28 protein-coding genes are annotated in these 26,900 nt (G+C 71.9%); 20 read left to right on the top strand and 8 right to left on the bottom strand.

Annotated elements, in window-relative coordinates; all coding sequences use genetic code 11:
- The first annotated feature begins 51 nt into the window (after positions 1-51).
- The 5 genes from V6M57_RS14420 to V6M57_RS14400 are packed head-to-tail and all read left to right on the top strand — an operon-like array spanning position 52 to position 4,343.
- A complete protein-coding gene (locus tag V6M57_RS14420; RefSeq protein ID WP_332815690.1) occupies positions 52-702 on the top strand; it encodes a thermostable hemolysin in 651 nt (216 codons plus the stop codon).
- The gene (locus tag V6M57_RS14415) at positions 699-2,162 is read left to right on the top strand and encodes an AMP-binding protein (RefSeq protein WP_332815689.1); all 1,464 of its coding nucleotides are present in this window, start codon (positions 699-701) and stop codon (positions 2,160-2,162) included. The genes V6M57_RS14420 and V6M57_RS14415 overlap by 4 nt, the downstream gene beginning before the upstream one ends.
- Complete coding sequence (locus V6M57_RS14410) at positions 2,159-2,833, top strand: TenA family transcriptional regulator (RefSeq protein ID WP_332815688.1); 675 nt, start codon at positions 2,159-2,161, stop codon at positions 2,831-2,833. The genes V6M57_RS14415 and V6M57_RS14410 overlap by 4 nt, the downstream gene beginning before the upstream one ends.
- Positions 2,830-3,651 carry an SDR family oxidoreductase gene (locus V6M57_RS14405; RefSeq protein WP_332815687.1) on the top strand — a complete coding sequence of 274 codons (822 nt, stop codon included), beginning with the start codon at positions 2,830-2,832 and terminating at the stop codon, positions 3,649-3,651. Before V6M57_RS14410 ends, V6M57_RS14405 begins: the two co-directional genes overlap by 4 nt.
- Positions 3,652-3,653: 2 nt before the next feature.
- Entirely contained in the window at positions 3,654-4,343 is a 690-nt protein-coding gene (locus tag V6M57_RS14400; protein WP_332815686.1) for a tetratricopeptide repeat protein, read from the top strand.
- Here the strand turns inward: V6M57_RS14400 and V6M57_RS14395 are convergent.
- The 5 genes from V6M57_RS14395 to V6M57_RS14375 all read right to left on the bottom strand — a co-directional run bounded on the left by V6M57_RS14395 (position 4,330) and on the right by V6M57_RS14375 (position 8,718).
- Positions 4,330-5,685 carry an ATP-binding protein gene (locus tag V6M57_RS14395; protein ID WP_332815685.1) on the bottom strand — a complete coding sequence of 452 codons (1,356 nt, stop codon included), beginning with the start codon at positions 5,683-5,685 and terminating at the stop codon, positions 4,330-4,332. The two genes, V6M57_RS14400 and V6M57_RS14395, sit on opposite strands and share 14 nt — an antisense overlap.
- A complete protein-coding gene (locus V6M57_RS14390) occupies positions 5,682-6,356 on the bottom strand; it encodes a response regulator (protein WP_332815684.1) in 675 nt (224 codons plus the stop codon). Before V6M57_RS14390 ends, V6M57_RS14395 begins: the two co-directional genes overlap by 4 nt.
- A gap of 58 nt (positions 6,357-6,414) precedes the next feature.
- Positions 6,415-6,969, bottom strand: coding sequence for a hypothetical protein (locus V6M57_RS14385; protein WP_332815683.1), 555 nt, complete (start codon positions 6,967-6,969; stop codon positions 6,415-6,417).
- Positions 6,970-7,261: 292 nt separating this feature from the next.
- Positions 7,262-7,900, bottom strand: coding sequence for a 3-oxoacid CoA-transferase subunit B (locus tag V6M57_RS14380; RefSeq protein WP_332815682.1), 639 nt, complete (start codon positions 7,898-7,900; stop codon positions 7,262-7,264).
- 119 nt (positions 7,901-8,019) lie between these two features.
- Positions 8,020-8,718 carry a CoA transferase subunit A gene (locus V6M57_RS14375; protein WP_332815681.1) on the bottom strand — a complete coding sequence of 233 codons (699 nt, stop codon included), beginning with the start codon at positions 8,716-8,718 and terminating at the stop codon, positions 8,020-8,022.
- Positions 8,719-8,820: 102 nt separating this feature from the next.
- On the opposite strand from V6M57_RS14375, the gene V6M57_RS14370 reads away from it, so the two are divergent.
- Positions 8,821-9,366, top strand: coding sequence for a PAS and helix-turn-helix domain-containing protein (locus V6M57_RS14370; RefSeq protein ID WP_332815680.1), 546 nt, complete (start codon positions 8,821-8,823; stop codon positions 9,364-9,366).
- A 145-nt stretch (positions 9,367-9,511) separates the two neighbouring features.
- Here the strand turns inward: V6M57_RS14370 and V6M57_RS14365 are convergent, their stop codons facing one another.
- On the bottom strand, positions 9,512-10,156 hold the full coding sequence (locus V6M57_RS14365; RefSeq protein ID WP_332815679.1) for a DedA family protein: 645 nt from the start codon (positions 10,154-10,156) through the stop codon (positions 9,512-9,514).
- A gap of 28 nt (positions 10,157-10,184) precedes the next feature.
- Here V6M57_RS14365 and mutL point away from each other — a divergent pair, with 28 nt between their 5' ends.
- The 4 genes from mutL to V6M57_RS14345 all read left to right on the top strand — a co-directional run bounded on the left by mutL (position 10,185) and on the right by V6M57_RS14345 (position 14,597).
- Positions 10,185-12,062 (top strand): DNA mismatch repair endonuclease MutL, encoded by a 1,878-nt coding sequence (mutL, locus tag V6M57_RS14360; RefSeq protein ID WP_332815678.1) that lies wholly within the window; start codon positions 10,185-10,187, stop codon positions 12,060-12,062.
- Positions 12,063-12,103: 41 nt separating this feature from the next.
- A complete protein-coding gene (locus V6M57_RS14355; RefSeq protein WP_332815677.1) occupies positions 12,104-12,949 on the top strand; it encodes an alpha/beta hydrolase in 846 nt (281 codons plus the stop codon).
- Between the two features lie 62 nt (positions 12,950-13,011).
- The gene (gene miaA, locus V6M57_RS14350) at positions 13,012-13,941 is read left to right on the top strand and encodes a tRNA (adenosine(37)-N6)-dimethylallyltransferase MiaA (protein ID WP_332815676.1); all 930 of its coding nucleotides are present in this window, start codon (positions 13,012-13,014) and stop codon (positions 13,939-13,941) included.
- Positions 13,938-14,597 (top strand): ABC transporter ATP-binding protein, encoded by a 660-nt coding sequence (locus tag V6M57_RS14345; protein WP_332815675.1) that lies wholly within the window; start codon positions 13,938-13,940, stop codon positions 14,595-14,597. The genes miaA and V6M57_RS14345 overlap by 4 nt, the downstream gene beginning before the upstream one ends.
- Before the next feature lie 36 nt (positions 14,598-14,633).
- On the opposite strand, the gene V6M57_RS14340 is transcribed toward V6M57_RS14345, so the two are convergent.
- Entirely contained in the window at positions 14,634-14,825 is a 192-nt protein-coding gene (locus V6M57_RS14340; protein ID WP_332815707.1) for a CopG family transcriptional regulator, read from the bottom strand.
- Positions 14,826-15,096: 271 nt separating this feature from the next.
- Between V6M57_RS14340 and V6M57_RS14335 the strand changes: the two genes are divergently transcribed.
- From V6M57_RS14335 to V6M57_RS14295, 9 genes are all read left to right on the top strand, one after another.
- On the top strand, positions 15,097-15,585 hold the full coding sequence (locus V6M57_RS14335) for a hemerythrin domain-containing protein (protein WP_332815674.1): 489 nt from the start codon (positions 15,097-15,099) through the stop codon (positions 15,583-15,585).
- A gap of 164 nt (positions 15,586-15,749) precedes the next feature.
- On the top strand, positions 15,750-18,275 hold the full coding sequence (locus tag V6M57_RS14330) for an ABC transporter permease (protein ID WP_332815673.1): 2,526 nt from the start codon (positions 15,750-15,752) through the stop codon (positions 18,273-18,275).
- Positions 18,275-19,324, top strand: coding sequence for a lipocalin-like domain-containing protein (locus V6M57_RS14325; protein WP_332815672.1), 1,050 nt, complete (start codon positions 18,275-18,277; stop codon positions 19,322-19,324). The genes V6M57_RS14330 and V6M57_RS14325 overlap by 1 nt, the downstream gene beginning before the upstream one ends.
- 162 nt (positions 19,325-19,486) lie before the next feature.
- Complete coding sequence (locus V6M57_RS14320; RefSeq protein WP_332815671.1) at positions 19,487-20,029, top strand: carboxymuconolactone decarboxylase family protein; 543 nt, start codon at positions 19,487-19,489, stop codon at positions 20,027-20,029.
- Positions 20,030-20,141: 112 nt separating this feature from the next.
- A complete protein-coding gene (locus V6M57_RS14315) occupies positions 20,142-21,260 on the top strand; it encodes an acyl-CoA dehydrogenase family protein (protein ID WP_332815670.1) in 1,119 nt (372 codons plus the stop codon).
- Positions 21,260-21,424, top strand: coding sequence for a rubredoxin (locus tag V6M57_RS14310; protein ID WP_332815669.1), 165 nt, complete (start codon positions 21,260-21,262; stop codon positions 21,422-21,424). The genes V6M57_RS14315 and V6M57_RS14310 overlap by 1 nt, the downstream gene beginning before the upstream one ends.
- Before the next feature lie 4 nt (positions 21,425-21,428).
- The gene (locus V6M57_RS14305) at positions 21,429-22,244 is read left to right on the top strand and encodes an ABC transporter ATP-binding protein (RefSeq protein WP_332815668.1); all 816 of its coding nucleotides are present in this window, start codon (positions 21,429-21,431) and stop codon (positions 22,242-22,244) included.
- Between the two features lie 3 nt (positions 22,245-22,247).
- Positions 22,248-23,459, top strand: coding sequence for an ABC transporter substrate-binding protein (locus V6M57_RS14300; RefSeq protein WP_332815667.1), 1,212 nt, complete (start codon positions 22,248-22,250; stop codon positions 23,457-23,459).
- A 79-nt stretch (positions 23,460-23,538) separates the two neighbouring features.
- Positions 23,539-24,336, top strand: a complete 798-nt coding sequence (locus V6M57_RS14295) for an ABC transporter permease (RefSeq protein ID WP_332815706.1) — start codon at positions 23,539-23,541, stop codon at positions 24,334-24,336.
- Here the strand turns inward: V6M57_RS14295 and V6M57_RS14290 are convergent.
- Positions 24,333-24,911, bottom strand: coding sequence for a hypothetical protein (locus V6M57_RS14290; RefSeq protein WP_332815666.1), 579 nt, complete (start codon positions 24,909-24,911; stop codon positions 24,333-24,335). The two genes, V6M57_RS14295 and V6M57_RS14290, sit on opposite strands and share 4 nt — an antisense overlap.
- A gap of 145 nt (positions 24,912-25,056) precedes the next feature.
- Between V6M57_RS14290 and V6M57_RS14285 the strand changes: the two genes are divergently transcribed.
- Positions 25,057-26,832, top strand: coding sequence for an ABC transporter transmembrane domain-containing protein (locus tag V6M57_RS14285; protein WP_332815665.1), 1,776 nt, complete (start codon positions 25,057-25,059; stop codon positions 26,830-26,832).
- Positions 26,833-26,900 lie beyond the last annotated feature (68 nt).

Raw genomic sequence — 26,900 nt, 5'->3', positions numbered from 1 at the left:
CCGAGCATCCCTCCCGTCCGCCGCCCCGAGCGGCATCGAGAGAGGAAGTCCATGCCGATGGCCCTGCCGGGATGCGATCCCGGCGACGCAGACGCGCCGCCCTTGCGCGGCAACACCCCGCCCGGTTCGCTGGCCGTCCACGGTCCCCGCGATCCCGGCCGCGCCGAGGTGGAGGCCTTCATCGCCGGCGTGTTCGCCGAGCGCTTCGGCGCGCAGCTCGACCGCTTTGCTCCGACGCTGGTCAGCCTGCGCAATGGCGGCCGGCTGGTCGCGGCAGCGGCCTGGCGCAGCGCCGGCGAGGGCCCGTTGTTCCTGGAACGCTACCTGCCGCAGCCGGTGGAGGCCCTGCTCGGCCCGGCCGCCGGGCGCGTCCCCAGCCGCAGCCGCATCGTGGAGGTCGGCAGCCTGGCGGCCCGCCAGCCTGGCCAGGGCCGGCGCCTGATCCTGCTGCTGGGGCCGTACCTCGCCGCCCTGGGCTTCCAGTGGGTGGTGGGCACGCTCACCGAGGAGTTGCGCCGGCTGTTCCTGCGCATCGGCGTGGCCCCCCTCAGCCTGGGCGCCGCCGACCCCGCGGCGCTGGGCGAGGAGTCCGCGCGCTGGGGCCGCTACTACGAGCACCGCCCGGTGGTGCTGGCCGGCCACCTGCCGCTGGCCCTGCGCCAGTTGCAGCAGTTCCAGCGCGCGACGGGGACGGCGGCATGAACGCTTCCCCGAAGCGGGCTGCCGCCGCGATCGAAGGCGCGGCGTACGCCCTGGGCCACGACGAGCTGCAGGCCTGCGCCGATCACCTCGCCGCTTCGCTGCGAGCGGCCGGGGTGCGGGTGCTCGCCACCCTGCTGGACAACTCGCCGGCCTGGATCGTCGCCGACCGGGCCGCGCAGGCGGCGGGGCTGGTGCACGTGCCGCTGCCGCTGTTCTTCACGCGGGCGCAGGTGCAGCACGTGCTGCAGGCGGCCGGCGTGGATGCCCTGCTCACCCAGCCCGGGAGGCCGGCGGCAGGGTCGCCGATCTCGACGCAGCCGCTGGCGGTGGCCGGCGAGACGCTGGACCTGCTGCGGCTGCCGGCCCGGCCGGTGGACCTGCCGCCCGGCACCTGCAAGATCACCTTCACCTCCGGCACCACCGGCACGCCCAAGGGCGTGTGCCTGGATGCGGCGGCCCTGGCCGCCGTGGCGCAGGGGGTGGTGCAGGCGCTGCAGCCGCTGCGGCTGCAGCGGCACCTGTGCGCGCTGCCCTTCCCGGTGCTGCTGGAGAACGTGGCTGGGGTGATGGCGCCGCTGGCCAACGGCGGCACCTGCATCGCGCTGCCGCTGGCCCGCCTGGGGCTGGGCGGCGCCACGCGCTTCGACCCGGCGCTGTTCCACTCGGCGGTGCAGGAGCGCCGGCCGGACAGCCTGATCCTGCTGCCGCAGATGCTGCGCGGCTGGGCCGGCTGGCTGCGCGACACCGGCCAGCGCCCGCCCGCCAGCCTGCGCTTCGTCGCCGTCGGCGGCGCCGCCGTGGGCGGGCGGCTGCTGCAGGCCGCGCGCGCCTGCGGCATCCCCGCCTACGAGGGCTACGGCCTGTCCGAGGGCGCCTCGGTGCAGACGCTCAACCGGCCGGGCGCCGATCGCCCTGGCAGCGCGGGCCAGCCGCTGCCGCATGCACGCGTGCGCATCGCTGCCGATGGCGAAGTGGAGGTCGCCGGCGCCCTGTTCGGCGGCTACCTCGGCGCGGCCCGGCCGCAGGGCGGGTGGTGGCGCACCGGCGACCTGGGGTCGCTCGATGCCGACGGCTTCCTGCACCTGCGGGGCCGCCGCAGCAACGTGCTGATCACCGCCTTCGGCCGCAACGTCTCGCCCGAGTGGGTGGAAGGCGCGCTGCAGGAGCAGCCGGGCATCGCCGCGGCGGTGGTGTTCGGCGATGCGCAGCCGCAGTTGTGCGCGGTGCTGTGGCCCGCCCAGGAAGGCGCGACGGCCCAGGTCCTGCAGCGTGCGGTGGACGCCGCCAATGCCGCCCTGCCCGACTACGCCCGCGTCGCCCGCTGGGTGCCCGCCCTCGGGGCATTCAGCCCCGAAACCGGCTTCGCCACCCCGAACGGGCGGCCCTGCCGCCCCGCCATCCTGCAGGCGCATGCCGGCGCGCTGCAGTTGCCCATCGATTCACCCGCCACGACACCATGACGCCCTTCTTCCCCCGACTCCAGGCGCAGACCGCCACCGCCCGCGCCGGCCTGCTGGCCACCCCCATCATCCAGGGCTGCCTGCGCGGGGAGGTCGCGCTGCCCAGCTACGTGGCCTTCCTCACCGAGGCCTTCCACCACGTGCGCCACACGGTGCCGCTGCTGGCCGCCTGCCGGGCGGCGCTGCCGCCGGGCCGCGCCTGGCTGCGCGAGTCGCTCGACGACTACATCGCGGAGGAGTCCGGCCACGACGAGTGGATCCTGGACGACCTGCGCGCCTGCGGCGCCGATGCCGAGGCCGTGCGCCACGGCCGCCCCGCCGTGGCCACCGAGGTCATGGTCGCCTACGCCCACGACCTGATCGCCCGCCGCAACCCGCTGGCCTTCTTCGGCATGGTGCACGTGCTGGAAGGCACCAGCGTGTCGCTGGCGCTGACGGCGGCCGACCGCATCCAGCAGGGCCTGCAGCTGCCCGACGCGGCCTTCTCCTACCTGCGCTCGCACGGCACCCTCGATCGCGAGCACGTCGCGTACTTCGAGCAGCTGGTGAACCGGATGGAGGACCCGCAGGACCAGGCCGACATCGTGCACGCCGCGCAGGTGTTCTACCGCCTGTACGGCGACGTGTTCCGCAGCCTGCCGATGCCGGTGCCGGCCGGCGCCACGGCATGAGGCCGCAGGACGCCCGCATCCTGCTCACGGGCGCCACCGGCGGCATCGGCCAGGCCGGCGCCCGCCTGCTGGCGCGGGCGGGGGCGAAGCTGATGCTGGCGGGGCGCTCGCCCGCGCGGCTGGCGGCGCAGGCGCGCGAGCTGCAGGCCCTCCATGGCGACTGTGCGAGCTGGCGCGAGGCCGACCTCACGGACGCCGCCGCGTTGTCGGGGCTGGCGCAGGCCGCCGCCGGATGGGGTTGCAACGTGCTCGCCCATGCCGGCGGCGCCCCCGCCTTCGGCCTGGCCGCGGCGCAGGAGCCGCAGGCGCTGCAGCGGGTGCTGGCCACCAACCTGCTCGCGCCCATGCAGCTGACCACGATGCTGCTGCCGCACCTGCAGGCCCAGCCGGCCGCGCAGGTGCTGTTCCTGGGCTCGGCGCTGGGCGCCATCGGCCTGCCCGGGTTCAGCACCTACTGCGCCGGCAAGTTCGGGTTGCGCGGCTATGCCCAGGCCCTGCGCCGCGAACTGGCCGACACCCCCGTGCGGGTCCAGTTCCTGGGGCCGCGCAGCACCCGCACGCCCTTCAACGACGCCGCCGTCGAGGCCTACAACCGCGCCACCGGAACGGCGATGGACGAACCCGGGGCGGTCGCACAGGCGCTGCTGCAACTGCTGCAGGACGAAGCGCCCGAACGCTTCCTCGGCTTCCCCGAACGGCTGGCCGTGCGCCTGAACGGCGCCGTGCCGACCTGGCTGGACGGCGCCTTCGCACGCCACCGCAAGGCGGCCGCGGACACCGCGGCCCGCCCCACCGACTCCCTTCTTCCACGAGGCTGACCATGGACACCCGAGCCCTTTCCCGGCGCGCGCCGCGCGCCATGCACCGGCGCACCGCCACCGCGGCGCTGATCGGCGCCGCCACGCTCCTGCTGTTGCCGCTGCCCTTGCGGGCCGGCCCGATCGACGATGCCGTGCTCGAACTGCAGCACGACTGGGAGGTGATCCGCTACCAGACCCCGGCGTCCGAGCGCGAGAAGCGCTTCGCCGCGCTCGCGGCCCGGGCGCACACGCTGAGCGAGGCGTACCCGGGCCGCAGCGAACCCCTGGTCTGGGAAGGCATCATCGTCAGCTCCTGGGCGGGCGAGAAGGGCGGCCTCGGCGGGCTGGGGCTGGCCCGGCAGGCGCGGTCGCTGTACGAGGCGGCGATCCAGGCCGACCCGAACGCACTGCAGGGCTCCGCGTACAACAGCCTGGGCGTGCTGTACTACAAGGTCCCCGGCTGGCCGGTGGGCTTCGGCGACAAGGCCAAGGCGGCCGAACTGCTGCAGAAGGCCCTGCAGGTCAACCCCGACGGCATCGATCCCAACTTCTTCTACGGCGAGTACCTGGCGGAGACCGGCCAGGCCGACAAGGCCGTGGGCTACCTGGAGCGCGCGCTGAAGGCCCCGCCGCGGCCCGGCCGGCAGATCGCGGATGCCGGGCGCCGCGACGAGGCCCGGCAACTGCTGGAGCAGATCAGGGCGAAGTAGCGCTCGGGGCGGGCAAGCGCAGCACCGCCTTCACGCCCCGCCCGCCCGCACCCGCCTCGTACGCCAGTTCCAGCCCGTGCAGCCGGGCGACGCGCTGCGCGATCGACACGCCCAGGCCGCTGCCGGTCTCCTGCTGGCCGGGCGAGCGCCGGAAGCGCTCGCCCAGCGAGGCCAGCACCTGCGGCGGCAGCGGCTCGCCTTCGTTCTCCACCTCGATACCGTCCATGCCCATGCGCAGCGCCACCGTGCTGCCGGCGGGCGCATAGCGGGCGGCGTTGTCGACGAGGTTGCGCAGCAGCACCGTCAGCAGGTGCGGGTCGCCGCGCAGCGGCAGCGCCGGCCGGCTGTCGCGGGGCCAGTCGCAGGCCAGTTCGACCCCCCGGCGTTGCAGCAGCGGCAGGCAGTCGGTGGCCACCTGCTCGACGATCGGCGGCCAGCGGACTTCCTCCGGCAGCAGGGTGGCGTCCGCCGCCTCGGCGCGCGCCAGGGCCAGCAGTTGCGCCACCAGGCGATCCATGCGTTCCAGCGCCGCCTGGAACCGGCTTTCGGCTTCGGCGCGCTCGCCGGGGCCGGCGCGCCGCACCACGTCCCACTGCGCCCGCAGCACCGCCAGCGGCGTGCGCAACTCGTGCGCCGCATCGGCGGTGAACCGGCGCTCGCGCGCCAGCAGCTCGCCGACCCGCGAGAACAGGCCGTTCAGGGCCTCCACCAGCGGGACCAGTTCGGCCGGCACCCCGGCCGGGGCGATCGGCGCCAGGTCCTCGGCGCGGCGGCGCCGCAGGTTGCCCGACAGCAGGTGCACCGGCCCCAGCGCCAGCCGCACCGATCCGGCCATGGCGGCCAGCAGCACCGGCAGCAGGACGAGCCAGGGGATGCTCTGGCTGGCGATCAGGCTGAACACCAGCTCGTCGCGCTCGTAGGCCTTCTGGCCGGCCGCCACCAGCACCGAGCCGTCCGCGGACTGCAGGTAGTAGATGCGCCAGGGCTCGCCGCCCACCGCCTCCTCGACGAATCCGGAGGCCGACGGCCGGAACGGCAGGCCCACCCCTTCGCGGTCGTTGACCACCAGCCGGCCGCCGCCATCCCAGACCGCGATGGCGAGGTCGCGCAGGTCGCCCTCGCCCCGGCCGGGTGCGTGGCGCTTCGGCGCTGCAGGGACCGCTGCCGCGCGCGGCAAGACGGGCAAGGTGGCCTGCACCTGGCGCGCCAGCCGGATCAGCTCCGCGTCGAACAGCTCGTTGACCTCCAGCCGCGCGCCCCGCACGGAGAAGAACAGCGCCACGCCCCACACCAGCGGTGCGCAGATCGCCAGGTACAGCAGCAGCCGGCGCTGCAGGCTCACGGAGCCTCTCCGCAGTCACCCAGGGCATAGCCGACGCCCCGCACCGTGCGCACCACGCTCGCGTGCAGCTTGCGGCGCAGGTGGTGCACGTGCACCTCCAGCGAATTGCTCTCCGGCTCGCCACCGCTCCAGTCGTAGAGCTTTTCCAGCAGGGTGCCCTTGGACTGCACGCGCTGGGGATCGGCCATCAGCGCCTCCAGCAGCGCCAGCTCACGCGGGGTCAGCTCCACGGGGGCGCCACGCCAGCGGGCCTGGCGCGAGGCCGGGTCGAAGGCCAGTTCGCCGTGCCGCCACACCGGCTGCGCACGGCCGCTCAGCCGGCGCTGCAGCGCGCGCAGCCGGGCCGACAGCTCGTCGATGGTGATCGGCTTGACCAGGTAGTCGTCGGCGCCGGCGTCCAGGCCGGCCACCCGCTGCTCGACGCCGTCGCGCGCGGTGAGGATCAGCACCGGCTCGGCCTGCCCGCGGGCGCGCCAGCGGCACAGCCAGGACATGCCGTCGCCGCGCGGCAGGCCCAGGTCCAGCACCACCGCGTCGTAGTTCGCACCGGCGAGCGCGGCATCGGCCTGCTCGCCGCTGCCGAAGCCGTCCACCGCGTGCCCGAGCTGGCGAAGGCCGGCTGCCAGCGCGTCACCGAGCTGGGGGTCGTCTTCGACGATCAGGATGCGCATGCCATGGCTCCGCCAGCGCGCGAGTATGCACGCGCAGCGAAGAGGCAACTGCGCCGGGTCAGCGGCGGCGCGGATCGGTCCGGGGCACGATGGCGGGAGGCCGGTCGATCCCGGGCACGGCTGCGCTGCTGCGCGGCACTCGCCGCATCACGGTGCCCGGTGCGCCGGCCGTCAGCCCTGCCGGCCCGGCTCCCATGGCCCGGGTATCCGGTACGGCGCCCGCCAGCCCCGACCCCGCCAGCACCACCCCGGGACGCATGTCGTCGGGGCGGTCCGGCACCAGCGCGATGCCTTCGGCGACCCGGGTGTACGGCAGGCCCATGGCGCGCGCGGTGCGCTCGTGCGTCAGCAGCGGCGGGCTGCCGCTGCTGGTGGCCTGCAGGAAGGTGCGCGAGGGCGACTGCACCTGGCAGTCCAGCGAATCGCCGAACACCAGGTGTCCGCCCGGGGCGATGCGGTCCACGGTCTCGTGCAGGGGCCGGCTCATGTCCACCGGCGGCTCCTGGGCCTGGTAGACGATCCGGCCCTGGGCGTCGTGGACCGTGTAGCAGGCCAGGGCCGGGGCGGCCGCCAGCAGCGTGCCGGCCGCGAACAGGGCGGACAGGACCTTCATCGCATCACCTCCCGCGGTGCCGCCACGGGCACCTTGCCGGGGCCATGGTCCAGCCAGCCAAGCGCTTAGCAAGCCGGCCAAGGCGACAACCCGCTGTCAGCCGGGGCTGGCAGCGGGTTGCCAAATGTGAGCCTTGTTGCGGGCTGCACGCGTTTCATGCCGGCGTCACCGGGCGGAAAACGCGCAACGCGCGTATCCAGGCAGCGGGAGATGGATCCCGGCTTGCGCCGGGATGACAAGTGCCGGGGATGCAGCGTCCGAGGGAGGAAGCCGCGGGTTTAGTGCAGCGGGTTCAGTGCAGCAGCTTCACGCCGGTCTTGGCCTGCACCTGCTCGAAGCTGACGCCGGGCGCGAGCTCGACCACCTTCAGGCCTTGCGGGGTGACGTCGATCACCGCCAGGTCGGTGATGATGCGGTCGACCACGCCCACCCCGGTCAGCGGCAGGGTGCAGCTCGGCAGGATCTTCAGGTCTTCGGTGCCGTCCTTCTTCTTCGCGACGTGCTCCATCAGCACGATCACGCGCTTGACGCCGGCCACCAGGTCCATCGCGCCGCCCATGCCCTTGACCATCTTGCCCGGGATCATCCAGTTGGCCAGGTCGCCCTTCTCGCTGACCTGCATGGCGCCCAGGATCGACAGGTTGATCTTGCCGCCGCGGATCATGGCAAAGCTGTCGTGGCTGCCGAAGATCGACGAGCCCTTGAGCGTGGTGACGGTCTGCTTGCCGGCGTTGATCAGGTCGGCGTCGACCTCGTCCTCGGTCGGGAACGGGCCGATGCCCAGCATGCCGTTCTCGGACTGCAGCCACACTTCCTTGTCGCCGGTGAAGTTGGCCACCAGGGTCGGGATGCCGATGCCGAGGTTGACGTAGAAGCCGTCCTCGAGTTCCTGCGCCGCACGCGCGGCCATCTGGTCTTGGGTCCAGGGCATTGAAATCTCCTAAGTTCCGTTGCCGGTGTCCTTGCCGGCCCGACCCGCGATCCATCTCCGGGAGATGGATCCCGGCTTTCGCCGGGACGACAGGGCGGGTGGGGCGCCGCGCCTCGACGTCAATTCGGGCGGGTGGTCCTCTTCTCGATGCGCTTCTCGGGATTCGGGTTGTGCACGATGCGGTGCACGTAGATGCCGGGCAGGTGCACGTCGTCGGGGGCCAGTTCGCCCGCCTCGACGACCTTTTCCACCTCCACGATGCAGACCTTGCCGGCCATGGCGGCGGCCGGGTTGAAGTTGCGCGCGGTCAGGCGGAAGCGCAGGTTGCCGCTCGTGTCGGCCACGTCGGCCTTGACCAGCGCGACATCGGGCACCAGCGAGCGCTCCATCACGTAGGTCTCGCCGTCGAACTCGCGCAGCTCCTTGCCTTCGGCCACGATGGTGCCGACGCCGGTCTTGGTGAAGAAGGCCGGGATGCCGGCGCCCCCGGCGCGCAGCTTCTCGGCCAGCGTGCCCTGCGGCGTGAACTCCAGCTCGAGCTCGCCGGCCAGGTACTGGCGCTCGAATTCCTTGTTCTCGCCCACGTAGCTGGAGATCATCTTGCGGATCTGCCGCGTCTCCAGCAGCTTGCCCAGGCCGAAGCCGTCGACGCCGGCGTTGTTGGAAATGACGGTGAGGTCCTTCACGCCGGTGTCGCGCAGCGCTTCGATCAGCGCTTCCGGGATGCCGCACAGGCCGAAGCCGCCAACGGCCAGCAGCTGGCCGCTGCGCACGACGCCGTCCAGGGCCGCGGCGGCGTTGGGGTAAAGCTTGTTCACGAGGTTCTCCTGCTGCAGGAATGGCCCGGCTGAGCTGCGGGCGAACCGGGTTACGATACTACTTAGCGTGCTACGTAGTATCTCGTAAAGGTTTGCCCCGGTATGGACGTCGATTATCGGCTTGCGTTCGACATGGCCCCGGTAGGGTTGTGCCTGTCGCGCAACCGTGCCATCGTCGACTGCAACCGCCACCTGTGCGAGATGTTCGGCTACTCGCGCGAGGTGCTGATCGGCCAGTCGTTCCTGACGCTGTACCCCAGCGCGGACGAATACGAGCGGCTGGGCGCGCGCATGACCCCGATCCTGAACGCCAAGGGGCACTACTCGGACGACCGCATCATGAAGCGCGCCAGCGGCGAGGTGTTCTGGTGCCACGTCACCGGCCGGGCGCTCAACCGCCAGGCGCCGCACGAAGCCGGCATCTGGTCGTTCGAGGACCTGAGCGCGCAGCGGCCGGTCAAGGCCGAGCTCACGGCACGCGAGCGCGAGGTGGCGGCCCGGCTGCTCGACGGAATGACGTCCAAGGAGATCGGCAAGGCCCTGGCCATCAGCCACCGCACGGTGGAGATCTACCGGGCGCGGCTGATGCGGAAGTACAAGGCCAACACGACGGCCGACCTGGTGTACAAGCTGACGGCGGGGCATTAGGGATTCACACGCAAGACGCTGCGCGTTTCGCGTGTGCTCTGGTCAGTTGAGCGGGGCCCGGCAAAGCCGGATCCTCGCTCAAAGGGTGTTCGCGCTGCATGCTATTCCGCGCGAACTGAACACCCCTGCGGGGTGCATCAAGGCGCTACGCCACCGCCGCCCGCTTCGCGCGCCAGGCCCCGGCGATGACGATCACGCCCGGGACCAGGATCATCGCCCAGATGATCTTGTCCAGGTGGGCCTTCACCCACGGCAAGCCGCCCAGGAAGTAGCCGGCGGTGACGATGCCGATCACCCAGAGCACCGCGCCGATCACGTTGTACGAGGTGAACTTGGTGCGCGTCATCGCCGCCACCCCCGCCACGAAGGGCGCGAAGGTGCGCAGGAAGGGCGCGAAGCGGGCCACGATGATGGTGATGCCGCCGTACTTCTCGTAGAAGGCGTGGGCCTGGTCGAACGCGGCCTTGTTGAACCAGCGCGAGTGCTCCCAGCGGAACACCTTGGGCCCGAAGTAGCGCCCGATGGTGTAGTTGGACTGGTCGCCCAGGATGGCCGCGGCCAGCATCACGGCGCAGGTCGCCGTGTAGTCCATGAAGCCCAGGCCGCACAGCGCGCCGGCCACGAACAGCAGCGAGTCGCCGGGCAGGAAGGGCATGACCACCACCCCGGTCTCGACGAAGATGATCAGGAACAGCAGCGCATAGACCCACAGGCCGTAGGCGCGCACGAAGGCTTCGAGGTGCACGTCGACGTGCAGGATGAAGTCGACCAGGAAGGCCACGTATTCCATGGGCGCGATTATCCGCCGCGCACCTAGAATGCCCGCCGTGAACGCCGTGCTCCATTCGGACCATCGCCGGCCCATTCGGGAGCTCCCCGACGAGCTGGTCAGCCAGATCGCCGCCGGCGAAGTGGTGGAGCGGCCCGCCTCGGTGGTGCGGGAACTGGTCGACAACGCACTGGACGCCGGCGCCACGCAGGTCACCGTGCGGCTGCTCGCCGGCGGCGTGCGCCTGGTGGGCGTGGAAGACGACGGCGGCGGCATTCCGAGGGAAGAATTGCCGGTCGCGTTGCGCCGGCACGCCACCAGCAAGATCGGCAGCCTGGCCGACCTGGAGTCGGTGGGCACCATGGGCTTTCGCGGCGAGGCCCTGGCGGCGATCGCCTCCGTTTCCGAATTGAGCCTGCTCTCGCGCTGCGCGGGGCAGGCCAGCGCCTGGCTGCTGGATGCGCGCAGCGGCGAACTGCGGCCGGCCGCGCGCGCCACCGGCACCACGGTGGAGGTCAAGGAGCTGTTCTTCAGCACGCCGGCGCGCCGCAAGTTCCTCAAGACCGACGCCACCGAGCTGGCGCACTGCGTCGAGGCCGTGCGACGGCATGCGCTGGCGCGGCCCGACGTCGGCTTCGCCGTGTGGCACGAAGGCCGCCTGGTCGAACAGTGGCGGCCGGGCACGCGCGAGCAGCGCCTGGCCGACGTGCTGGGCGAGGACTTCCTCGAGCGCAGCGTGGCGGTGGCCTACGCCGCCGGCCCCATCCGCATCGGCGGCCGCGCCGGCATTCCCGACGCCGCCCGTTCGCGTGCCGACCAGCAGTTCGCCTATGTCAACGGCCGCTTCGTGCGCGACAAGGTGCTCGCGCACGCGGCCCGCAGCGCCTACGAGGACGTGTTGCACGGCCAGCGGCAGCCGGTCTATGCGCTGTACGTGGAGATCGACCCGGCGCGCGTCGATGTCAACGTGCACCCGACCAAGATCGAGGTGCGCTTCCGCGACGGCCGCGAGGTGCACCAGGCGGTGCGGCGCGCGCTGGAAGCGGCACTGGCGGCGCCGCGGGCAGGCCAGGCTGCCGCCGGCGTCGTCGATGCAGCGCAGCCCGCCCGCGCGGCCGCCCTGCCGCGCGAGGGCCAGGGCGCCGACGGCGCGCCCGGGTGGGTCCAGCCGCGGTTCGATTTCAGTCCGGCCGCCGGCCACCGCGTCTCGGACCTGTCGGCGCTGTGGGGCCCAGCCGCCGCGCCTGGGCCCATCCCGCTGCAGCCGGCGGACCCGACTCCGGTCGCCACCACGGCCATGGCTGCAGACGCACCGACCGGCGCCGCCGCCGACTGGCCGCTGGGCCGCGCCCTCGCGCAGCTGCAGGGCGTCTACATCCTGGCCGAGAACCGCGACGGCCTGGTGATCGTCGACATGCACGCGGCCCACGAGCGCATCGTCTACGAGCGGCTCAAGGCGCAACTCGGCGAAGGCGACGGCCGCACGGCCCTGGCCAGCCAGCCGCTGCTGATCCCCGCCACCTTCGCGGCCACGCCGCAGGAGGTCGCCACCGCGGAGTCCGCGGCGCCGGCGCTGCAGGTCCTGGGGCTGGAGGTCACGCCCTTTTCCGCGAAGACGCTGGCCGTGCGCGCGGTGCCGACCACCCTCGCCCACGGCGACCCGGTCGAACTGGCCCGCAGCGTGCTCGCGGAGCTCGCCCAGCACGACTCCAGCACGGTGGTGCAGCGTGCGCGCAACGAGCTGCTGGCTACCATGGCGTGCCACGGTGCAGTGCGTGCCAACCGGAAGCTCACGCTGGAAGAAATGAACGCGCTGCTGCGACAGATGGAGGCCACCGAGCGCTCGGACCAGTGCAACCATGGCCGTCCGACCTGGCGCCAGCTGTCGCTGCGGGAGCTCGATTCGCTGTTCCTGCGCGGACGCTGAAGGGAACTTCCACTGCGCCGGCTGGGTCCTGTCCATTCCCGATGACGCGCCGACTCTCCGCCTTCTTCTCCGTCCTGATGGCCATCGTGCTGTCGGTGGGCTGCGCCACCCTGGATGAAAAGCAGCGCGAATGGATCTTCCAGCCCAGTGACCGCGCCTGGGGCGGCAGCGCCAGCTACGCCGAGGGCATGGACCACGTCTGGATCGAGTTCCCCTCCCATGTCACCGGGGAGAACGCGAAGCTCCACGCCCTGTGGATCGAGGCCGAGGACGCGCAGGCGGACACCCCCGTGCTGCTGTACCTGCACGGCGCGCGCTGGAACGTGGCGGGCTCGGCCGGCCGCATGCGGCGCATGCGCGACATGGGCTTCGCCGTGCTGGCCATCGACTACCGCGGCTTCGGCAAGAGCACCAGCGGCCTGCCCTCGGAGGAGAAGGCCTACGAGGACGCACGGGCCGCCTGGGAATGGCTGGCCACCCGCTACCCCGGCCGGCCACGCTACGTGTTCGGCCACTCGCTGGGCGGCGCCATCGCCATCGACCTCGCGGCGCGCGTGGGCGACGAGAAGGGCACCATCGTCGAGGGCACCTTCACCTCGATCCCGGACGTGGCCAGCACCTTCAAGTGGGGGTGGCTGCCGATCGGCCCGCTGATCACCCAGCGCTTCGAGTCGATCGACAAGGTCGGACGGATCGGCTCGCCCCTGCTGGTCGTGCACGGCGACCACGACACGCTGATCCGCACCGAGCTGGGCCAGCGGCTCTACGAAGCCGCCAAGGGCAGGAAGCACTTCCTGCTGGTCGAGGGCGGCTCGCACCACAGCTCCATGGTCGTGGGCCAGGCCCGCTACCGCGAGGCCATCCGCCAGCTGTTCGACTGGCACTGAGCGCGCGGCTGGCCAGGGGGGCGCCCGCTGGCAGGGCTTCCCATCTGCTAGTCTCGCCGCCGATGCCCACCGCCCCACGCCTGCTGGCCCTTGCCGGCCCCACCGCTGCGGGCAAGACGGATGCCGCCCTGGCGCTGGCCGCGGCCTTTCCCTGCGAGATCGTCAGCGTCGATTCCGCACTGGTGTACCGCGGCATGGACATCGGCACGGCCAAGCCCAGCCGCGAGCAGCGCGAGGCCGTGCCGCACCACCTGGTCGACATCCGCGATCCGGCACAGCCGTACAGCGCCGCGGAGTTCGCCGCCGACGCCAGGCGGCTGGTCGCCGACATCCACGCACGCGGCCGCGTCGCGCTGCTGGTGGGCGGCACCATGCTGTACTTCAAGGCGCTGTTCGAAGGCCTGGACGCGATGCCGCCGGCCGACGCGGCCGTGCGGGCCGCGATCGAAGCCGAAGCGGCCGAGCGCGGCTGGCCGGCCCTGCACGCGGAGCTGGCGCAGGTCGATCCACGCACCGCGGCGCGGCTGGCGCCCAACGATGCGCAGCGCATCCAGCGCGCCCTGGAGGTGTACCGCAGCTCGGGGCGGCCGCTGGGCGATTTCCACGGCGGCCGGCGCAGCGGCGGCCTGCAGCCGCTGGCGCTGGTCTCGCTCGAGCCGCGCGAGCGCGGCTGGCTGCACGAGCGCATCGCGCGGCGCTTCGACCAGATGCTGGCCCAGGGGTTCCTCGACGAGGTGCGCGCCTTGCGCGCCCGCGGCGACCTGCACGCCGGCCTGCCCAGCATGCGCGCGGTGGGCTACCGGCAAGCCTGGCAGGCGCTGGACGAGGGCTGGCCCCCGGCCGAATTGCGTGACCGCGGCATCTTTGCCACGCGCCAGCTGGCCAAGCGGCAACTCACCTGGCTGCGCGCGATGCAGCGCCGCGTCGTCGCCTGCGACGCACCCGACGCGCAAGCGCAGGTGCTGCAGGCGGCCCGGGAGGCCCTGGCTTGACCGCGCCCGGTCCGCTGGTGGCCGTTCACGACCTGGGCAAGCGCTACGGCAGCGTCGACGTGTTCCGGCACGTCTCGCTGCAGGTGGCGCGCGGCGAGTTCGTCGCCATCGTGGGCGAGTCGGGCGTGGGCAAGTCCACGCTGCTCAATTGCCTGGCGGGGCTGGACCACTGGGACGAGGGGCGCATCACGCTGGACGGCCGCGACCTGGGCACGCTGGACGAATCGCAGCGAGCGCTGCTGCGGCGCAGCCACGTGGGCTTCGTGTTCCAGGCCTTCCACGTGCTGCCGCACCTGGACGTCGCGCAGAACGTGGCGCTGCCGCTGATGCTGCTGGGCCGCCCGGACGCCGGGCGCGTGCAGGCCATGCTGCAGGCCGTGGGCCTGCACGGGCTGGGCGCGCGGCTGCCGCAACAACTCAGTGGCGGGCAGCTGCAGCGCGTGGCGATCGCGCGTGCCCTGGTGCATTCGCCGCCGCTGCTGCTGGCCGACGAGCCCACCGGCAACCTGGACCCGCGCACCGCCGAACAGGTGATGGACCTGCTGGTGGCGCAGACGCGCAGCGCGCATGCGGCGCTGGTGCTGGTGACGCATTCGGCCGCCGCCGCCGCGCGCGCCGACCGCGTGCTGCACCTGCGGGCGGACGGCGTGGGGTGAGCGGGATTCGCCGCCGGCGCGGCGGCGGGGGCCGTCTCAGCGCTTGCGCGCCGCGGACTTGCGAGTGGCCGCGGGGACCGCTGCCGGGGCGTGCTGCTCCATGAACTCCCGCACCAGCCGGCGCATGACCTGGGAGGGGGTCATGTCCTGCGAATAGCACAGCTTCTCGAACGCGGCCTTCCGGGCGGGATCGATGAGGACGGTGAGCCGGGCGGTCTTGTTCTCCAGGGGAGCACGGGACGGCATGGGCTGGAATTGTAAGCACGCGCCCGGTGTTCCCGGAGGCCGTTCCCGGAGGCGGCACCTTCGTCGCACGGGTCTTGTCGCGCCCAGGCATTCCGGATCCCTGCGGCTTCGGCTGGCCTGGCAGGCGCAGCCCGCGCGCGCGCGGCCGAGGTGCGCGCGCCGCCCGTCATGACGGGGCTGTCGCGCCGTTTTCCTACAGGCCGCTCCTTCGGTGGCTTCCAAGATCGTGCATCGCCCAACCAGGAGACCTCCCATGCCCAGCACCCGTGCCGGAAAAGACGCCTGCGACCTGCTCGATGCGGACCACCGGGCCGTCAAGAAGATGTTCAAGGAGTACGAAGAGCTCACCGGCTCGCGCGGCCGCGGCGCCGCCCAGAAGAAGCTCGAGCTGGCCCGGCACATCTGCATGGAGGTGACCGTGCACGCGCAGATCGAGGAAGAGATCTTCTACCCGGCCGTGCGCGCGGCGGTCAAGGAGACCGACATGCTGGACGAGGCCGAAGTCGAGCACCAGAGCGCCAAGGACCTGATCGAGCAGATCCAGCAGATGATGGACGCGGACGACAAGTTCGATGCCACCGTCAAGGTGCTGGGCGAGTACATCGACCACCACGTCAAGGAAGAGCGCAACCAGATCTTCCCGAAGGCCCGGTCGGCCCGCAAGCTGGACCTGGTGGCCATGCGCGACGAGCTCGAGGCGCGCAAGGAAGAACTGATGTCGGAGATGGCCGCGACGGCGTAGCAAGGACGCCATCCTGGCGAATGCCGGATCCGACGGCAAGCGTGTCATCCTGGCGAAAGCCAGGATCCATCTCCGGAAAGCCGCAATCCGCAGCGGATGTTCAGGCGCCCGGGTGATGGGTTGCGGGTCAAGCCCGCAATGACACTCCGGATGACAATCGGCCCATGTGGGCCCTGCTGCGCACCTACTCCTGGCAGGAACTGCGCCACCATCCCGGGCGCAGCCTCACCGCCGCCGGCGCCGTGATGCTGGGCGTGGCACTGGCGCTGTCGGTGCACCTGATCAACGCCTCCGCGCTGAGCGAGTTCTCGGCCGCGGTGCGTTCGGTCAACGGCCAGCCGGACCTGGAGCTGCGCGGGGCGCGCGGCAGCTTCGACGAATCCCTGTTCGCGCGGGTGGCCACCGACGCGCAGGTGGAGCTCGCCAGCCCGGTGCTGGAACTGGCCACCAATGCCATCGGAGCAGGCGGCCGGCGCGTGCCGCTGCGCATCGTCGGCGCCGACGCGCTGGTCGCGGCCACGCTCGCGCCCGCACTGGTGCCCAGGCCGGCGCCGGGCGCCGATCGCCTGGCACCGTTCGCGCCCGCCACCGTGTTCCTCAATCCCGCCGCGCGCGAACAGCTGGGCAGCGGCCCGCTGCAACTGCAGGCGGGGCTGCAACTGCGCGCGGTGCAGATCGCCGGCAGCGTCGGCGCCGCCGGCCCGCCCTTGGCCGTCATGGACATAGGCGCAGCGCAGGACCTGTTCGGCCGCACCGGCGAACTGTCGCGCATCGACGTGCAGTTGCGCCCCGGCGTGGATCGCTCCGCCTGGCTCCGGCGCATGGCCTTGCCGGCCGGGATGGTTGCCGCCGAGCCCGGCGACGCGACCCAGCGCGTGAGCAACCTGTCGCGCGCCTACCGCGTCAACCTGACGGTGCTGGCGCTGGTGGCGCTGTTCACCGGCGCCTTCCTGGTGTTCTCGGTGCTGTCGCTCAGCGTGGCGCGACGCTCGCCGCAGTTCGCGCTGCTCGGCGTGCTGGGACTGGATGCGGGCCAGCGGCAGCGGCTGGTGCTGGCCGAATCGGCCCTGCTGGGCATGGTCGGCAGCGCCGCCGGGGTCGCGCTCGGCGCCGCGCTCGCCGCACTGGCCTTGCGCGTGCTGGGCGGCGACCTGGGCGGCGGCTACTTCGAGGGCGTGGCGCCGCGCCTGCAATGGAGCGCAGCGGCGGCGATCGGCTACGGCCTGCTCGGCGTGCTGGCCGCCATGGCGGGGGGCTGGTTCCCGGCACGCAGCGCGCAGCGCCTGCCGCTCGCGCAGGCGCTCAAGGGCTTGCGGGCCGACGCGCACGGGGCCAGCCGCCGCTGGGTGGGCCCGGCGCTGCTCGCGGCCGCGCTGGCCCTGGCCTTGCTGCCGCCCGTGGGCGGCCTGCCGCTCGCGGCCTATTTCTCGGTCGGACTGCTGCTGGTGGGCGGGATCGCCGCCCTGCCCCCGCTGGTCGGCGTGCTGTACGACCGGCTGGCTCCGCGCGTGGCGCACCGCGTGCTGCCACTGCTCGCCGTCGAGCGCGCCCGCCGCGTGCGCGAGACCGCCGCCGTGGCCGTCAGCGGCGTGGTGGCGGCGCTCAGCCTGGCCGTGGCGCTGACGGTGATGGTGGCGAGCTTCCGCGACTCGGTCGCGCGCTGGCTGGACGTGCTGCTGCCGGCCGACCTGTACGTGCGCACCGCCGGCAGCCCTTCGGCCGGCGATACCGCCTTCATCGACCCCGCGCTGGTCGAAGCCGCCGTCCGCGTCCCCGGCGTGGAGCGCGTCGCCACGCAGCGGGTGCGCCCGCTGCTGCCGGATCCGGCGCGCCCGCCCATTGCCCTGCTGGCGCGGCCCATCGAAGACCCGGCCAGCGACCTTCCGCTGGTGGGCGCCCCGACCGCCGTGCCACCGGGCCAGCTGCCGGTGTACGTGAGCGAAGCCATGCTGGACCTGCATGGCGCCCGGGTGGGCCAGCCCCTGCCGCTGCTGGACCGCGCACTCGGCCTGTCGCCCGCCGGTGCGGCCAGCCGCTTCACCGTCGCCGGGGTCTGGCGCGACTACGTGCGCCAGAACGGCGCCGTGCTGCTGCACCAGCCCGACTACCGGCAGCTCACCGGCGACCGGCGCGTGAACGACCTGCAGGTCTGGCTCGCCCCCGGCGCCGATCCGGCCGCGGTGCAGCAGGCCCTGCGTGAACGGGCGGGCGCGGCGGGCACGCTGCTGGAGTTCGCGTCGGCGCGCGAGATCCGCGCCACGTCGCTGCGCATCTTCGACCGCAGCTTCGCCGTCACCTACTGGCTGCAGGCGGTGGCGATCGGCATCGGGCTGTTCGGCGTGGCGGCCAGCTTCAGCGCCCAGGTGCTGGCGCGCCGCAAGGAGTTCGGATTGCTCGCCCACCTGGGCCTGACGCGCCGCCAGGTGCTGGCGGTGGTGGCCGGCGAAGGCGCGGCCTGGACGCTGATCGGCTCCGCCGCCGGCCTCGCGCTGGGGCTTGCCGTCTCGGTCGTGCTGGTGCACGTGGTCAACCCGCAGAGCTTCCACTGGACCATGGACCTGCTCGTGCCCTGGATCCGGCTGATCGCGCTGTGCGCCGCGGTGGTCGCCGCCGGCACGCTGACGGCATGGGCAGCCGGGCGCGCCGCCGCCGGCCGCGACGCGGTGCTGGCCGTGAAGGAGGACTGGTGATGCGGCGGCGCGACCTGCTGGCCGCGGCGCCCGCGCTGCTGGCACGGCCCGCACAGGCGCTGCCCGAGCGCGCGCTGCACTTCCCGCGCGACCACGGCGCGCATCCCGACCTGCGCACCGAGTGGTGGTACATCACCGGCGCGGTCGACGCCGCCGGGCGCCCGTTCGGCTTCCAGCTAACCTTCTTCCGCACGCGCGTGGACGCGACCCAGGCGATGGCCTCGGACTTCGCGGCCAGGCAGCTGGTCTTCGCGCACGCGGCGGTCACGGACGTGCAGGGGCGCCGCCTGCACCACGACCAGAGGATCGCGCGCGCGGGCTTCGGCGTCGCCCTGGCCGATACCGGCGACACCCGGGTGCAACTGCGCGACTGGCAGCTGGCGCGCGCCGACGACGGCGCCTACGTGGCGCGGCTGCCGGCCCGCGACTTCGCGCTGGAGCTGCGCTGCACGCCCACGCAGCCGCTGCTGCTGCAGGGGATCGCCGGGCTGTCCCGCAAGGGTCCGGACCCCTCGCAGGCCAGCTACTACTACAGCGTGCCGCAGCTGGCCGCCGCCGGCACGATCACGCTGGAAGGCCGCCGCTTCGAGGTGCAGGGCAAGGCCTGGCTGGACCACGAGTGGAGCGAGGCGCTGATGCACCCGCAGGCGGTCGGCTGGGACTGGATCGGCATGAACCTGGACGACGGTAGTGCCCTCACCGCCTTCCAGTTGCGACGCGAGGACGGCTCGCCGTTGTGGGATGGCGGCTCTTTCCGCACGGCCGCCGGCTCCACGGCCATCACGGGCTCGGGCCAGACCCGCTTCAACCCGCAACGGCGCTGGACCAGCCCGCTGACCGGCGCCTCGTACCCGGTCGAGTGGAAGGTGCAGACGCCGGCCGGCACCCACACGGTGCGGGCCGTGCTGGACGACCAGGAACTGGACAGCCGCGCATCGACCGGCGCGGTGTACTGGGAAGGCCTCTCGGACCTGATCGACGGCCAGGGCCGCCGCGTGGGCCGCGGCTACCTGGAGATGACCGGGTACGCGCAGCGGCTGAAGATCTAGCCCGGATATTCCACGAGTCAGGGCCGGCTGCCCCCTGCCGCGGGACGCCTTGTCGCGCGGCCTCATATATCCAGTTCCCTATACCTAAATGGATTTATTTTCGTTTTGTATATGCCCAATGCTCTTTAGGATCGCCGCCAACATGACTTTAATCAAAGAGCAATGAGCCGGCTGACCATCCAAACCCTCGAAGGCGCCCCCGAGCAAGCCCGCGAACGTCTGCAAAGCGCACAAGCCGCCAACGGCTTCCTGCCCAATCTGCTGGGCGTGCTGGCCAACGCGCCGACCGCGCTGGAAACCTACCAGGTGGTCAGCGGCATCAACGCCCGCAACGGTCTTTCGGCGGCCGAGCGCGAAGTGATCCAGATCACCGCCGCGGCCCGCAACGGCTGCGGCTTCTGCCTGGCCGGCCACACCAAGCTCGCGCGCAAGAGGCTCCAGATGCCCGAGGAAGTGATCCAGGCCCTGCGCACGACGCAGGCGCTCACCGATCCGAAACTCAACGCACTGGCGCTGTTCACGCTGGCCGTGATCGACAAGAAGGGCCAGCTCGCCGACGCCGAATTGCAGGACTTTCTCGCGGCAGGCTACAGCCAGGCCAACGTGCTCGAAGTCGTGCTCGGCGTCAGCCTGGCGACCCTGTGCAACTACGCCAACAACGTGGCGCAGACCCCCATCAACCCGGAACTCCAGCCGTTCGCCTGAGCGCCGAACGCAAGCATCCGTTGCCGCGCCGGGCAGGCAGCCCGCTCGGCCAGCCGGCCCGGCGACGGGCCTCGCCGTACCCGGTACGGCGCACTCGGAAAGAAACGACGCCGTGAGCGAGCACCAAACAACCCATGTCCTGTCGCCAGCGATCAGCGCGCTGGCCCGGGCCGAGCTGGCGCCGCTGGCCGGCGCCATCGACCAGCAAGGGCTCTATCCGCAAGCGTTCCTGCGCAAGCTGGGCGAGCTCGGAGGCTTCGGCGCCAGCATCCCGCGCGAGTCGGGTGGCCTCGGCCTGGATCTGGCGGACCAGATCGACATCACGACCCGCATCGGCGCCGAATGCGGCTCGACGGCGTTCCTGGTCTGGTGCCAGTCGACCTGCGCCTGGTACCTGCAGCATGCGCCCAACGAAGCGCCCCGCACGCGCTATCTGCGCCGGGTGGCAAGAGGCGAACTGCTCGCGGGCACCGGCATGTCCAACCCGGTCAAGCATCTGGCCGGCATCGAGCGGATCCATCTGACGGCGGCTCGCGCCGGCGACGGCTACATCGTCAACGGCGCGCTTCCGTGGGTCTCCAACGTCGGCCCGGACCATCTGGCCATCGTGGCCGCCGCGGTGGGAAACGAGGGCTTCGTGATGTTCGCCGTGCACGGCAGCGCCGCCGGCCTGGAACTGCACCCTTGCCCCGAGTTTTGCGGCATGGAGGGCACGCGCACGCTCAATCTCCGGTTCAAGGACCTGCACCTGGACGCCCAGGACGTGCTCGCCCACCCGCACCAGTTCGCGCGGTTCATCGAGCGCATCAAGCCGGGATTCATCCTGGGGCAAGCCGGCATGGGCTTCGGCGTGGTCGAGGGCAGCCTCAAGACCATCCGCGAGAGCAACGCCAGCCACGCGCACGTCAACGTCTTTCTCGACGACCAGGGCAGCGAGCTGGCCGCGGAGCTCGCCGAGCTCAAGGCCGAGGCCGCTGGGCTGGCCAGGCAGGCGCAGGCCGGTCCGGCGCCCTTGCTGCCCGTGCTGAAGGTGCGCGCCCGCGCCTCGGAACTGGCGCTGAGGGCCGCCAATTCCGCCGTGCTGCACGCGGGCGCCAAGGGCTACCTGATGCGCCACCCGGCGCAACGCCGCCTGCGCGAGGCGGTGTTCGTCGCCATCGTGACGCCGGCGCTCAAGCACCTGCGCAAGGAAATCGACGATCTCGAACGCACCCAACGGCAGGCGGCCTGATGGCGCAGTGGATGTGCGGCCCGTGCGGCTTCATCTACGACGAGGCGGCCGGCCTGCCCGAGGAGGGCATCGCGCCCGGGACGCCGTTCGAGGCCATCCCGGATGGCTGGGTCTGCCCGGACTGTGGCGTGTCCAAGGCCGACTTCTATCTCGTCCCGGATTGACGCCATGACGCAAATCGCAAGCCGGCCGGCGGTGCTGAGCGCACACGACATCGAGCTGGGCTACCAGCGTCCGAAACAGTCGCCCAACATCGTCCTGCGCGATTTCTCGATGCAGGTGGCCGCGGGCGAAATCGTGGCCCTGCTCGGCCCCAGCGGGGTGGGCAAGTCGTCGCTGCTGCGGGTGCTGGCCGGCTTGCAGAGCCCTACCCGGGGCGAGGTCCGCATCAACGGCGAGCTGGTCAATGGACCGCATCCGCGCCTGGGCTTCGTTTTCCAGAGTCCCTGCCTGCTGCCGTGGCTGACGCTGGAGCAGAACGTCGCTTTCGGGCTGGACTTCAGGCACCAGCCGCAGATCACGCGGGCCGAGCAGCAGCAGCGCGTGCACGCGGCGATTGCCGAAGTGGACCTGCTGCGTGCCAGGGAGCGCTACCCCGCCGAATTGTCCGGGGGCATGGCGCAGCGCACCTCGCTGGCGCGCAGCCTGGCGCGCCAGCCCGAAATCCTGCTGCTGGACGAGCCGTTCAGCGCCCTGGACGAGATCACGCGCAGCGAAATGCAGGCGCTGCTGCAGCAGATCACGACGCGACGCCAGACGTCGGCGGTGCTGGTCACGCACGACATCGACGAAGCGCTGATCGTGGCCGATCGCATCCTGCTGATCGGCGGCGCGCCGGGCCGGCTGATCGGCCAATGGCGCATCGACCTGCCGCGTCCGCGCGACGAGGTGATTTCCGATCTCACCCAGATGCGGGTGGAAATCCTTCAAACCTTGCGCGACACGCGCCGAGCCACGCGCCAACCCGTCCAAATGGAGAATTGATCGATGAAAGAATACGAAGAAGCCACGGTTCCGCAGGCCACGCTGGAGGCCCGTCGCCAGTTCCTCAAGCTGTCGACGATGTTCACCGCCGCCGGTGCGCTGCCGCTGCTGCAACGTCACGGCAGCGCGATGGCCGCCGAGCCGGACGCGCCGCTGCGCATCGGCTACCTGCCGATCACCGACGCCACGGCGCTGCTGGTGGCGCATCACAACGAGCTGTTCCAGAAACAGGGCCTCGAAGTCGAGAAGCCGCGCCTGTTTCGCAGTTGGGCGCAGCTGGTCGAGGCCTTCCTCAGCGGCCAGGTGAACGCCGTGCACCTGCTCTCGCCCATGACCGTGTGGGCGCGCTACGGCAGCCAGTCGCGGGCCAAGGTCGTGGCGTGGAACCACATGGCCGGCTCCAGCCTCACGGTGCTGCCCGGGATCAACGGCCTGCGCGACCTGGGCGGCACGACGGTCGCCATTCCGTTCTGGTACTCCATCCACAACGTGGTGCTGCAGCACATCCTGAAAAGCGAAGGCATCGAAGGCATCGGCGAGGGCACGCCCGGCCCGAAGCAGGTCCGGCTGGTCGTCATGGCCCCCTCCGACATGCTGCCCGCCCTGGCGAGCAAGCAGATCAGCGGCTACATCGTGGCCGAGCCGTTCAACGCCGCGGCCGAAGTGCTCAAGGTCGGCAAGATCCTGCGTTTCACCGCCGACGTCTGGAAGGATCACGCGTGCTGCGTCGTGCTGATGCACGAAGACGACCTGAACAAGCGCCCGGAATGGTCGCAAAAAGTGGTGAACGGCGTCGTGCAGGCGCAAGCCTGGATCCAGGGTCACCGCCAGGAGACGGCCCGTATCCTGTCCAAGGAAAACGCGCACCACTACACGCCGCACACCTACGAGGCGCTGGCCCGCGTGCTGGCGCCCGCGCCCAAGCAGGATGCGGCGTACGTCGCCTCCGGCGCCATCAGGCACCCCGACTGGAAGGAAAAGCGCATCGACTTCCAGCCCTATCCGTTCCCGAGCTATACGGAATCGCTGATCAAGATGCTCCAGGCGACCCTGGTCTCCGGCCGCAACGACTTCCTGCAGAAGCTGGATCCGGCCTTCGTCGCGCGCGACCTGGTGGACGACCGCTTCGTCAGGAAAGCCATCGCCGCCATCGGCGGCATGTCGGCCTTCGGCCTGCCCGACACCTTCACCCGCAAGGAAATCATCACGACCTGACGCGCGGGCGCAACCCCGGCACCGCGCGGTGCCGCGGGGGCGCCTGCGCGGGCTGCTGGCATCTTCGATCGGCGCAACCATGATCAAAAGCCTTCTCCTCAACCGTTCGGACAGGCGGCTCGAACTGGGCCTCATCGGACTGGTCACGCTGGTCTTGCTATGGGCGCTCGGCACGTACTGGCTCAAGGCAACCGTGCCGATGGCCGATCTGCTCAGCCCCGGCGTCACCTTCGAAAGCCTGTACGAGCTGCTGGTGCAGAACCAGCTGACGGTTCACACGCTGACCAGCATGAAGCGCGTGCTGGTCGGCCTTTCGCTCGCGCTCGTCCTGGGCATCCCCATCGGCCTGGCGGTGGGCACTTCGCGCGCGCTGGAAAACAGCACGGGCAGCGCGTTCCAGTTCCTGCGCATGATTTCGCCGTTGTCGTGGATGCCGATCGCCGTCATGGTGTTCGGCATCGGCGATGCGCCGATCTATTTCCTGCTGACCTTCGCCGCCGTCTGGCCGATCATCCTGAACACCACCGCGGGCGTGCGCAGCCTCGATCCGAAATGGCTGCTGCTGGCCCGCAGCCTGAGCGCGACGCGGCGCGAAGTCCTGTTCAGGATCATCCTGCCGGGCATCCTCGGCCACATCCTGACCGGCGCCCGCGTGGCCATCGGCATCATCTGGATCGTGCTCGTTCCCTGCGAAATGCTCGGCGTCAGTTCCGGCCTGGGCTATTTCATCCTGGATACGCGCGATCGGCTCGCCTATTCCGAACTCATGGCCGTCATCGTGCTGATCGGCGCGCTCGGGTTCCTGCTGGACGGCATCGCGCAGCAGCTGCACCGGCGCTGGACCCACGCGGCCCGAAGGCCAACGGGCAGCCGCTAGGGTCCGGCCCGAACCAGCTCGTCGTCGTTCTGCGCCAGCACCGTCTCGCGCAGCGCCTGCGCCTTGGCGGGATCGAACGGCCCCTGCGCGCGCGCCAGCACATTGCCCTCCCGATCGAGCACCAGCACGCCGGCATGGTCGGGATCGGACAAGCCGGCCTCTCGCACGAAGGCCGCACGGTCGATGAACAAGGGCACCAGCCGGGAGCGCTCGGCCAGGCGCGGCCAGCGCTCGCGCAGGCGGCGCTCGATGTCGCGCCGCGACGCCTCGTCGCCAGGGTCCTGCACCACCGGCAGCTTGACCCAGGCAATGCGGTACTCGCGCTGCAGCTGCAGGCCGTCGATCCAGCCCTGGACTTCCTCGCGCGGGCTGCCCTCGAACGCGACCAGCGCGAGCACCCGGCGGGGAGGCAATTCGGGCGGCGACACTCGCTGCACCTCGGCCAGCCGCTGGCTGGCGGCACTGGGCAGCCTGCCGAGCACCAGCCGCTCGTAAGGCGAGAAGAACGCCAGCGCCACGGCTGCTCCGGCTGCAGCCATCCACCCGAGCAGCGGCGCCCATCGGGTCGAAGCCATGAGACGCACTCCCGTGAGTGGGGACCAGTTTGCCAGCCGCTGCGGCGCAGGTGTTCTCCAGCTTTGTAAAAGCCATGCCGGGAAGCGACCGGGCGGGCGCCGCTTCGCGCCGCGTGCAGCCCAGCCGCTGACTACACTGCGCGCCATGGCCGACGCCACCCCCGCCCGGGGCTCTCCCCGCTCGCTTTCGGGCCTGCTGCCCTACCTGCGGCCCTACCTCGGCCGCATGGCGCTGGCCGCGCTGTTCCTGGGGCTGGCCGCAGCGGCGACCCTGCTGTTCCCGATCGCGCTGCGCGGCCTGATCGACCAGGGGCTGGTCGACACCGGCCACGGCGAGCGGCTGGTCGCCCTGCGCGGGCATTTCCTGCTGCTGTTTGCCGTGGCGGTCGCCCTGGGCCTGTTCTCGGCGGCGCGCTTCTACATGGTCAGCTGGCTGGGCGAGCGCGTCACCGCCGACCTGCGCAATGCCGTCTACGCGCACGTGCTGCGCCAGAGCCCGGAGTTCTTCGAGCACACGCGCACCGGCGAGGTGCTCTCGCGCCTGACCACCGACACGACGCTGGTGCAGACGGTGGTCGGGTCCTCGTTCTCGCTCGGGCTGCGCAATGCGGTGATGGGACTGGGTGCGCTCGGCATGCTGGTCTACACCCATCCCTACGTGATGTCGCTGGTGTTCGTCGCCGTGCTGCTGGTGGTGCTGCCCGCCATGGCCTTCGGCCGGCGCGTGCGCCGGCTCTCGCGCGCCAGCCAGGACCGGGTGGCCGACTCCAGCGCGATTGCCGCCGAAGTGCTGAACGCGATTCCCGTGGTGCAGAGCTACACCGGCGAGGCGCGCGAATCGGCCCGCTTCACCGAGGCGACCGACAACGCCTTCCACACCGGCGTGCGGCGCACCCGGGCGCGCGCGGCCCTGGTGGCCTTCATCATCATCGCCAATGCGGCGCTGCTGCTGTGGGGGCTGTACCGCGGTGCACAAGCGGTGATGGCCGGCGAGCTCACCGCCGGCCAGCTCGGGCAGGCGGCGCTGTACGTGATCATCTTCGCCGGCGCCGTCGCCGTGCTGGGCGAGGTGTACGGCGACCTGCTGCGGGCTGCCGGCGCCACCGAGCGGCTGATGGAGCTGCTGGCCAGCCGCTCGCCGGTGGCCTCGCCCGAGCGCCCCACCCCGGCACCGCCCTCGTCCGGCGGAGGCCGCGTGTCCTTCGAAGGCGTGTCCTTCCACTACCCTTCGCGGCCGGCCACCGCGGCGCTGCAGGACTTCACGCTCCAGGTCGCGCCGGGCGAGACCGTCGCCCTGGTGGGTCCCAGCGGCGCCGGCAAGAGCACGGTGTTCTCGCTGCTGCTGCGCTTCTACGATCCGGCGCAGGGCCGCATCCTGGTGGATGGCACGGCCATCCGCGAGCTGGCCCTGGAGGACCTGCGCGGCCGCATCGGCCTGGTGGCGCAGGAGCCGGTGGTGTTCTCCACCAGTGCGCTGGAGAACATCCGCTACGGCCGGCCCGGCGCCAGCGACGAAGAGGTGATGGAAGCCGCGCGTGCCGCCTACGCGCACGACTTCATCGTGACGCTGCCCGATGGCTACGCCACCTACCTGGGCGAGCGCGGCGTGCGCCTGTCGGGCGGCCAGCGCCAGCGCATCGCGATCGCCCGCGCCATCCTGAAGAACCCGCCGCTGCTGCTGCTGGACGAGGCCACCAGCGCGCTGGACGCCGAGAGCGAGCGCATGGTGCAGGCCGCGCTCGCACGCGCCATGCGCGACCGCACCACGCTGGTCATCGCACACCGGCTGGCCACCGTGCAGCAGGCCGACCGGATCGTGGTACTGGACCACGGGCGGATCGTCGAGCAGGGGCGGCACGAGGAGCTGGTGGCGGCCGGCGGCGTGTATGCGCGGCTGGCGGCGTTGCAGTTGCTGGATTGAACGGCCGCCGTTGCCCCGGCTGGGCCATCCCGCACCGGCAGCGCAGGCGGGTTGACGTACTGGTGGCC

The organism is Ramlibacter sp., assembly GCF_036676645.1.
In the GTDB taxonomy this organism is placed as follows: Bacteria; Pseudomonadota; Gammaproteobacteria; order Burkholderiales; family Burkholderiaceae_C; genus Ramlibacter.
This window is presented reverse-complemented; position numbering and strand designations above follow the sequence as displayed.

Excerpts from the sequence above, each read along its gene's own strand:
- V6M57_RS14420 (WP_332815690.1), top strand. The coding sequence starts at position 52 with ATGCCGATGGCCCTGCCGGGATGCGATCCCGGCGACGCAGACGCGCCG.
- V6M57_RS14415 (WP_332815689.1), top strand. The coding sequence starts at position 699 with ATGAACGCTTCCCCGAAGCGGGCTGCCGCCGCGATCGAAGGCGCGGCG.
- V6M57_RS14410 (WP_332815688.1), top strand. The coding sequence starts at position 2,159 with ATGACGCCCTTCTTCCCCCGACTCCAGGCGCAGACCGCCACCGCCCGC.
- V6M57_RS14405 (WP_332815687.1), top strand. The coding sequence starts at position 2,830 with ATGAGGCCGCAGGACGCCCGCATCCTGCTCACGGGCGCCACCGGCGGC.
- V6M57_RS14400 (WP_332815686.1), top strand. The coding sequence starts at position 3,654 with ATGGACACCCGAGCCCTTTCCCGGCGCGCGCCGCGCGCCATGCACCGG.
- V6M57_RS14390 (WP_332815684.1), bottom strand. The coding sequence starts at position 6,356 with ATGCGCATCCTGATCGTCGAAGACGACCCCCAGCTCGGTGACGCGCTG.
- V6M57_RS14385 (WP_332815683.1), bottom strand. The coding sequence starts at position 6,969 with ATGAAGGTCCTGTCCGCCCTGTTCGCGGCCGGCACGCTGCTGGCGGCC.
- V6M57_RS14380 (WP_332815682.1), bottom strand. The coding sequence starts at position 7,900 with ATGCCCTGGACCCAAGACCAGATGGCCGCGCGTGCGGCGCAGGAACTC.
- V6M57_RS14370 (WP_332815680.1), top strand. The coding sequence starts at position 8,821 with ATGGACGTCGATTATCGGCTTGCGTTCGACATGGCCCCGGTAGGGTTG.
- V6M57_RS14365 (WP_332815679.1), bottom strand. The coding sequence starts at position 10,156 with ATGGAATACGTGGCCTTCCTGGTCGACTTCATCCTGCACGTCGACGTG.
- mutL (WP_332815678.1), top strand. The coding sequence starts at position 10,185 with ATGCCCGCCGTGAACGCCGTGCTCCATTCGGACCATCGCCGGCCCATT.
- V6M57_RS14355 (WP_332815677.1), top strand. The coding sequence starts at position 12,104 with ATGACGCGCCGACTCTCCGCCTTCTTCTCCGTCCTGATGGCCATCGTG.
- miaA (WP_332815676.1), top strand. The coding sequence starts at position 13,012 with ATGCCCACCGCCCCACGCCTGCTGGCCCTTGCCGGCCCCACCGCTGCG.
- V6M57_RS14335 (WP_332815674.1), top strand. The coding sequence starts at position 15,097 with ATGCCCAGCACCCGTGCCGGAAAAGACGCCTGCGACCTGCTCGATGCG.
- V6M57_RS14330 (WP_332815673.1), top strand. The coding sequence starts at position 15,750 with ATGTGGGCCCTGCTGCGCACCTACTCCTGGCAGGAACTGCGCCACCAT.
- V6M57_RS14325 (WP_332815672.1), top strand. The coding sequence starts at position 18,275 with ATGCGGCGGCGCGACCTGCTGGCCGCGGCGCCCGCGCTGCTGGCACGG.
- V6M57_RS14320 (WP_332815671.1), top strand. The coding sequence starts at position 19,487 with ATGAGCCGGCTGACCATCCAAACCCTCGAAGGCGCCCCCGAGCAAGCC.
- V6M57_RS14310 (WP_332815669.1), top strand. The coding sequence starts at position 21,260 with ATGGCGCAGTGGATGTGCGGCCCGTGCGGCTTCATCTACGACGAGGCG.
- V6M57_RS14305 (WP_332815668.1), top strand. The coding sequence starts at position 21,429 with ATGACGCAAATCGCAAGCCGGCCGGCGGTGCTGAGCGCACACGACATC.
- V6M57_RS14300 (WP_332815667.1), top strand. The coding sequence starts at position 22,248 with ATGAAAGAATACGAAGAAGCCACGGTTCCGCAGGCCACGCTGGAGGCC.
- V6M57_RS14295 (WP_332815706.1), top strand. The coding sequence starts at position 23,539 with ATGATCAAAAGCCTTCTCCTCAACCGTTCGGACAGGCGGCTCGAACTG.
- V6M57_RS14290 (WP_332815666.1), bottom strand. The coding sequence starts at position 24,911 with ATGGCTTCGACCCGATGGGCGCCGCTGCTCGGGTGGATGGCTGCAGCC.
- V6M57_RS14285 (WP_332815665.1), top strand. The coding sequence starts at position 25,057 with ATGGCCGACGCCACCCCCGCCCGGGGCTCTCCCCGCTCGCTTTCGGGC.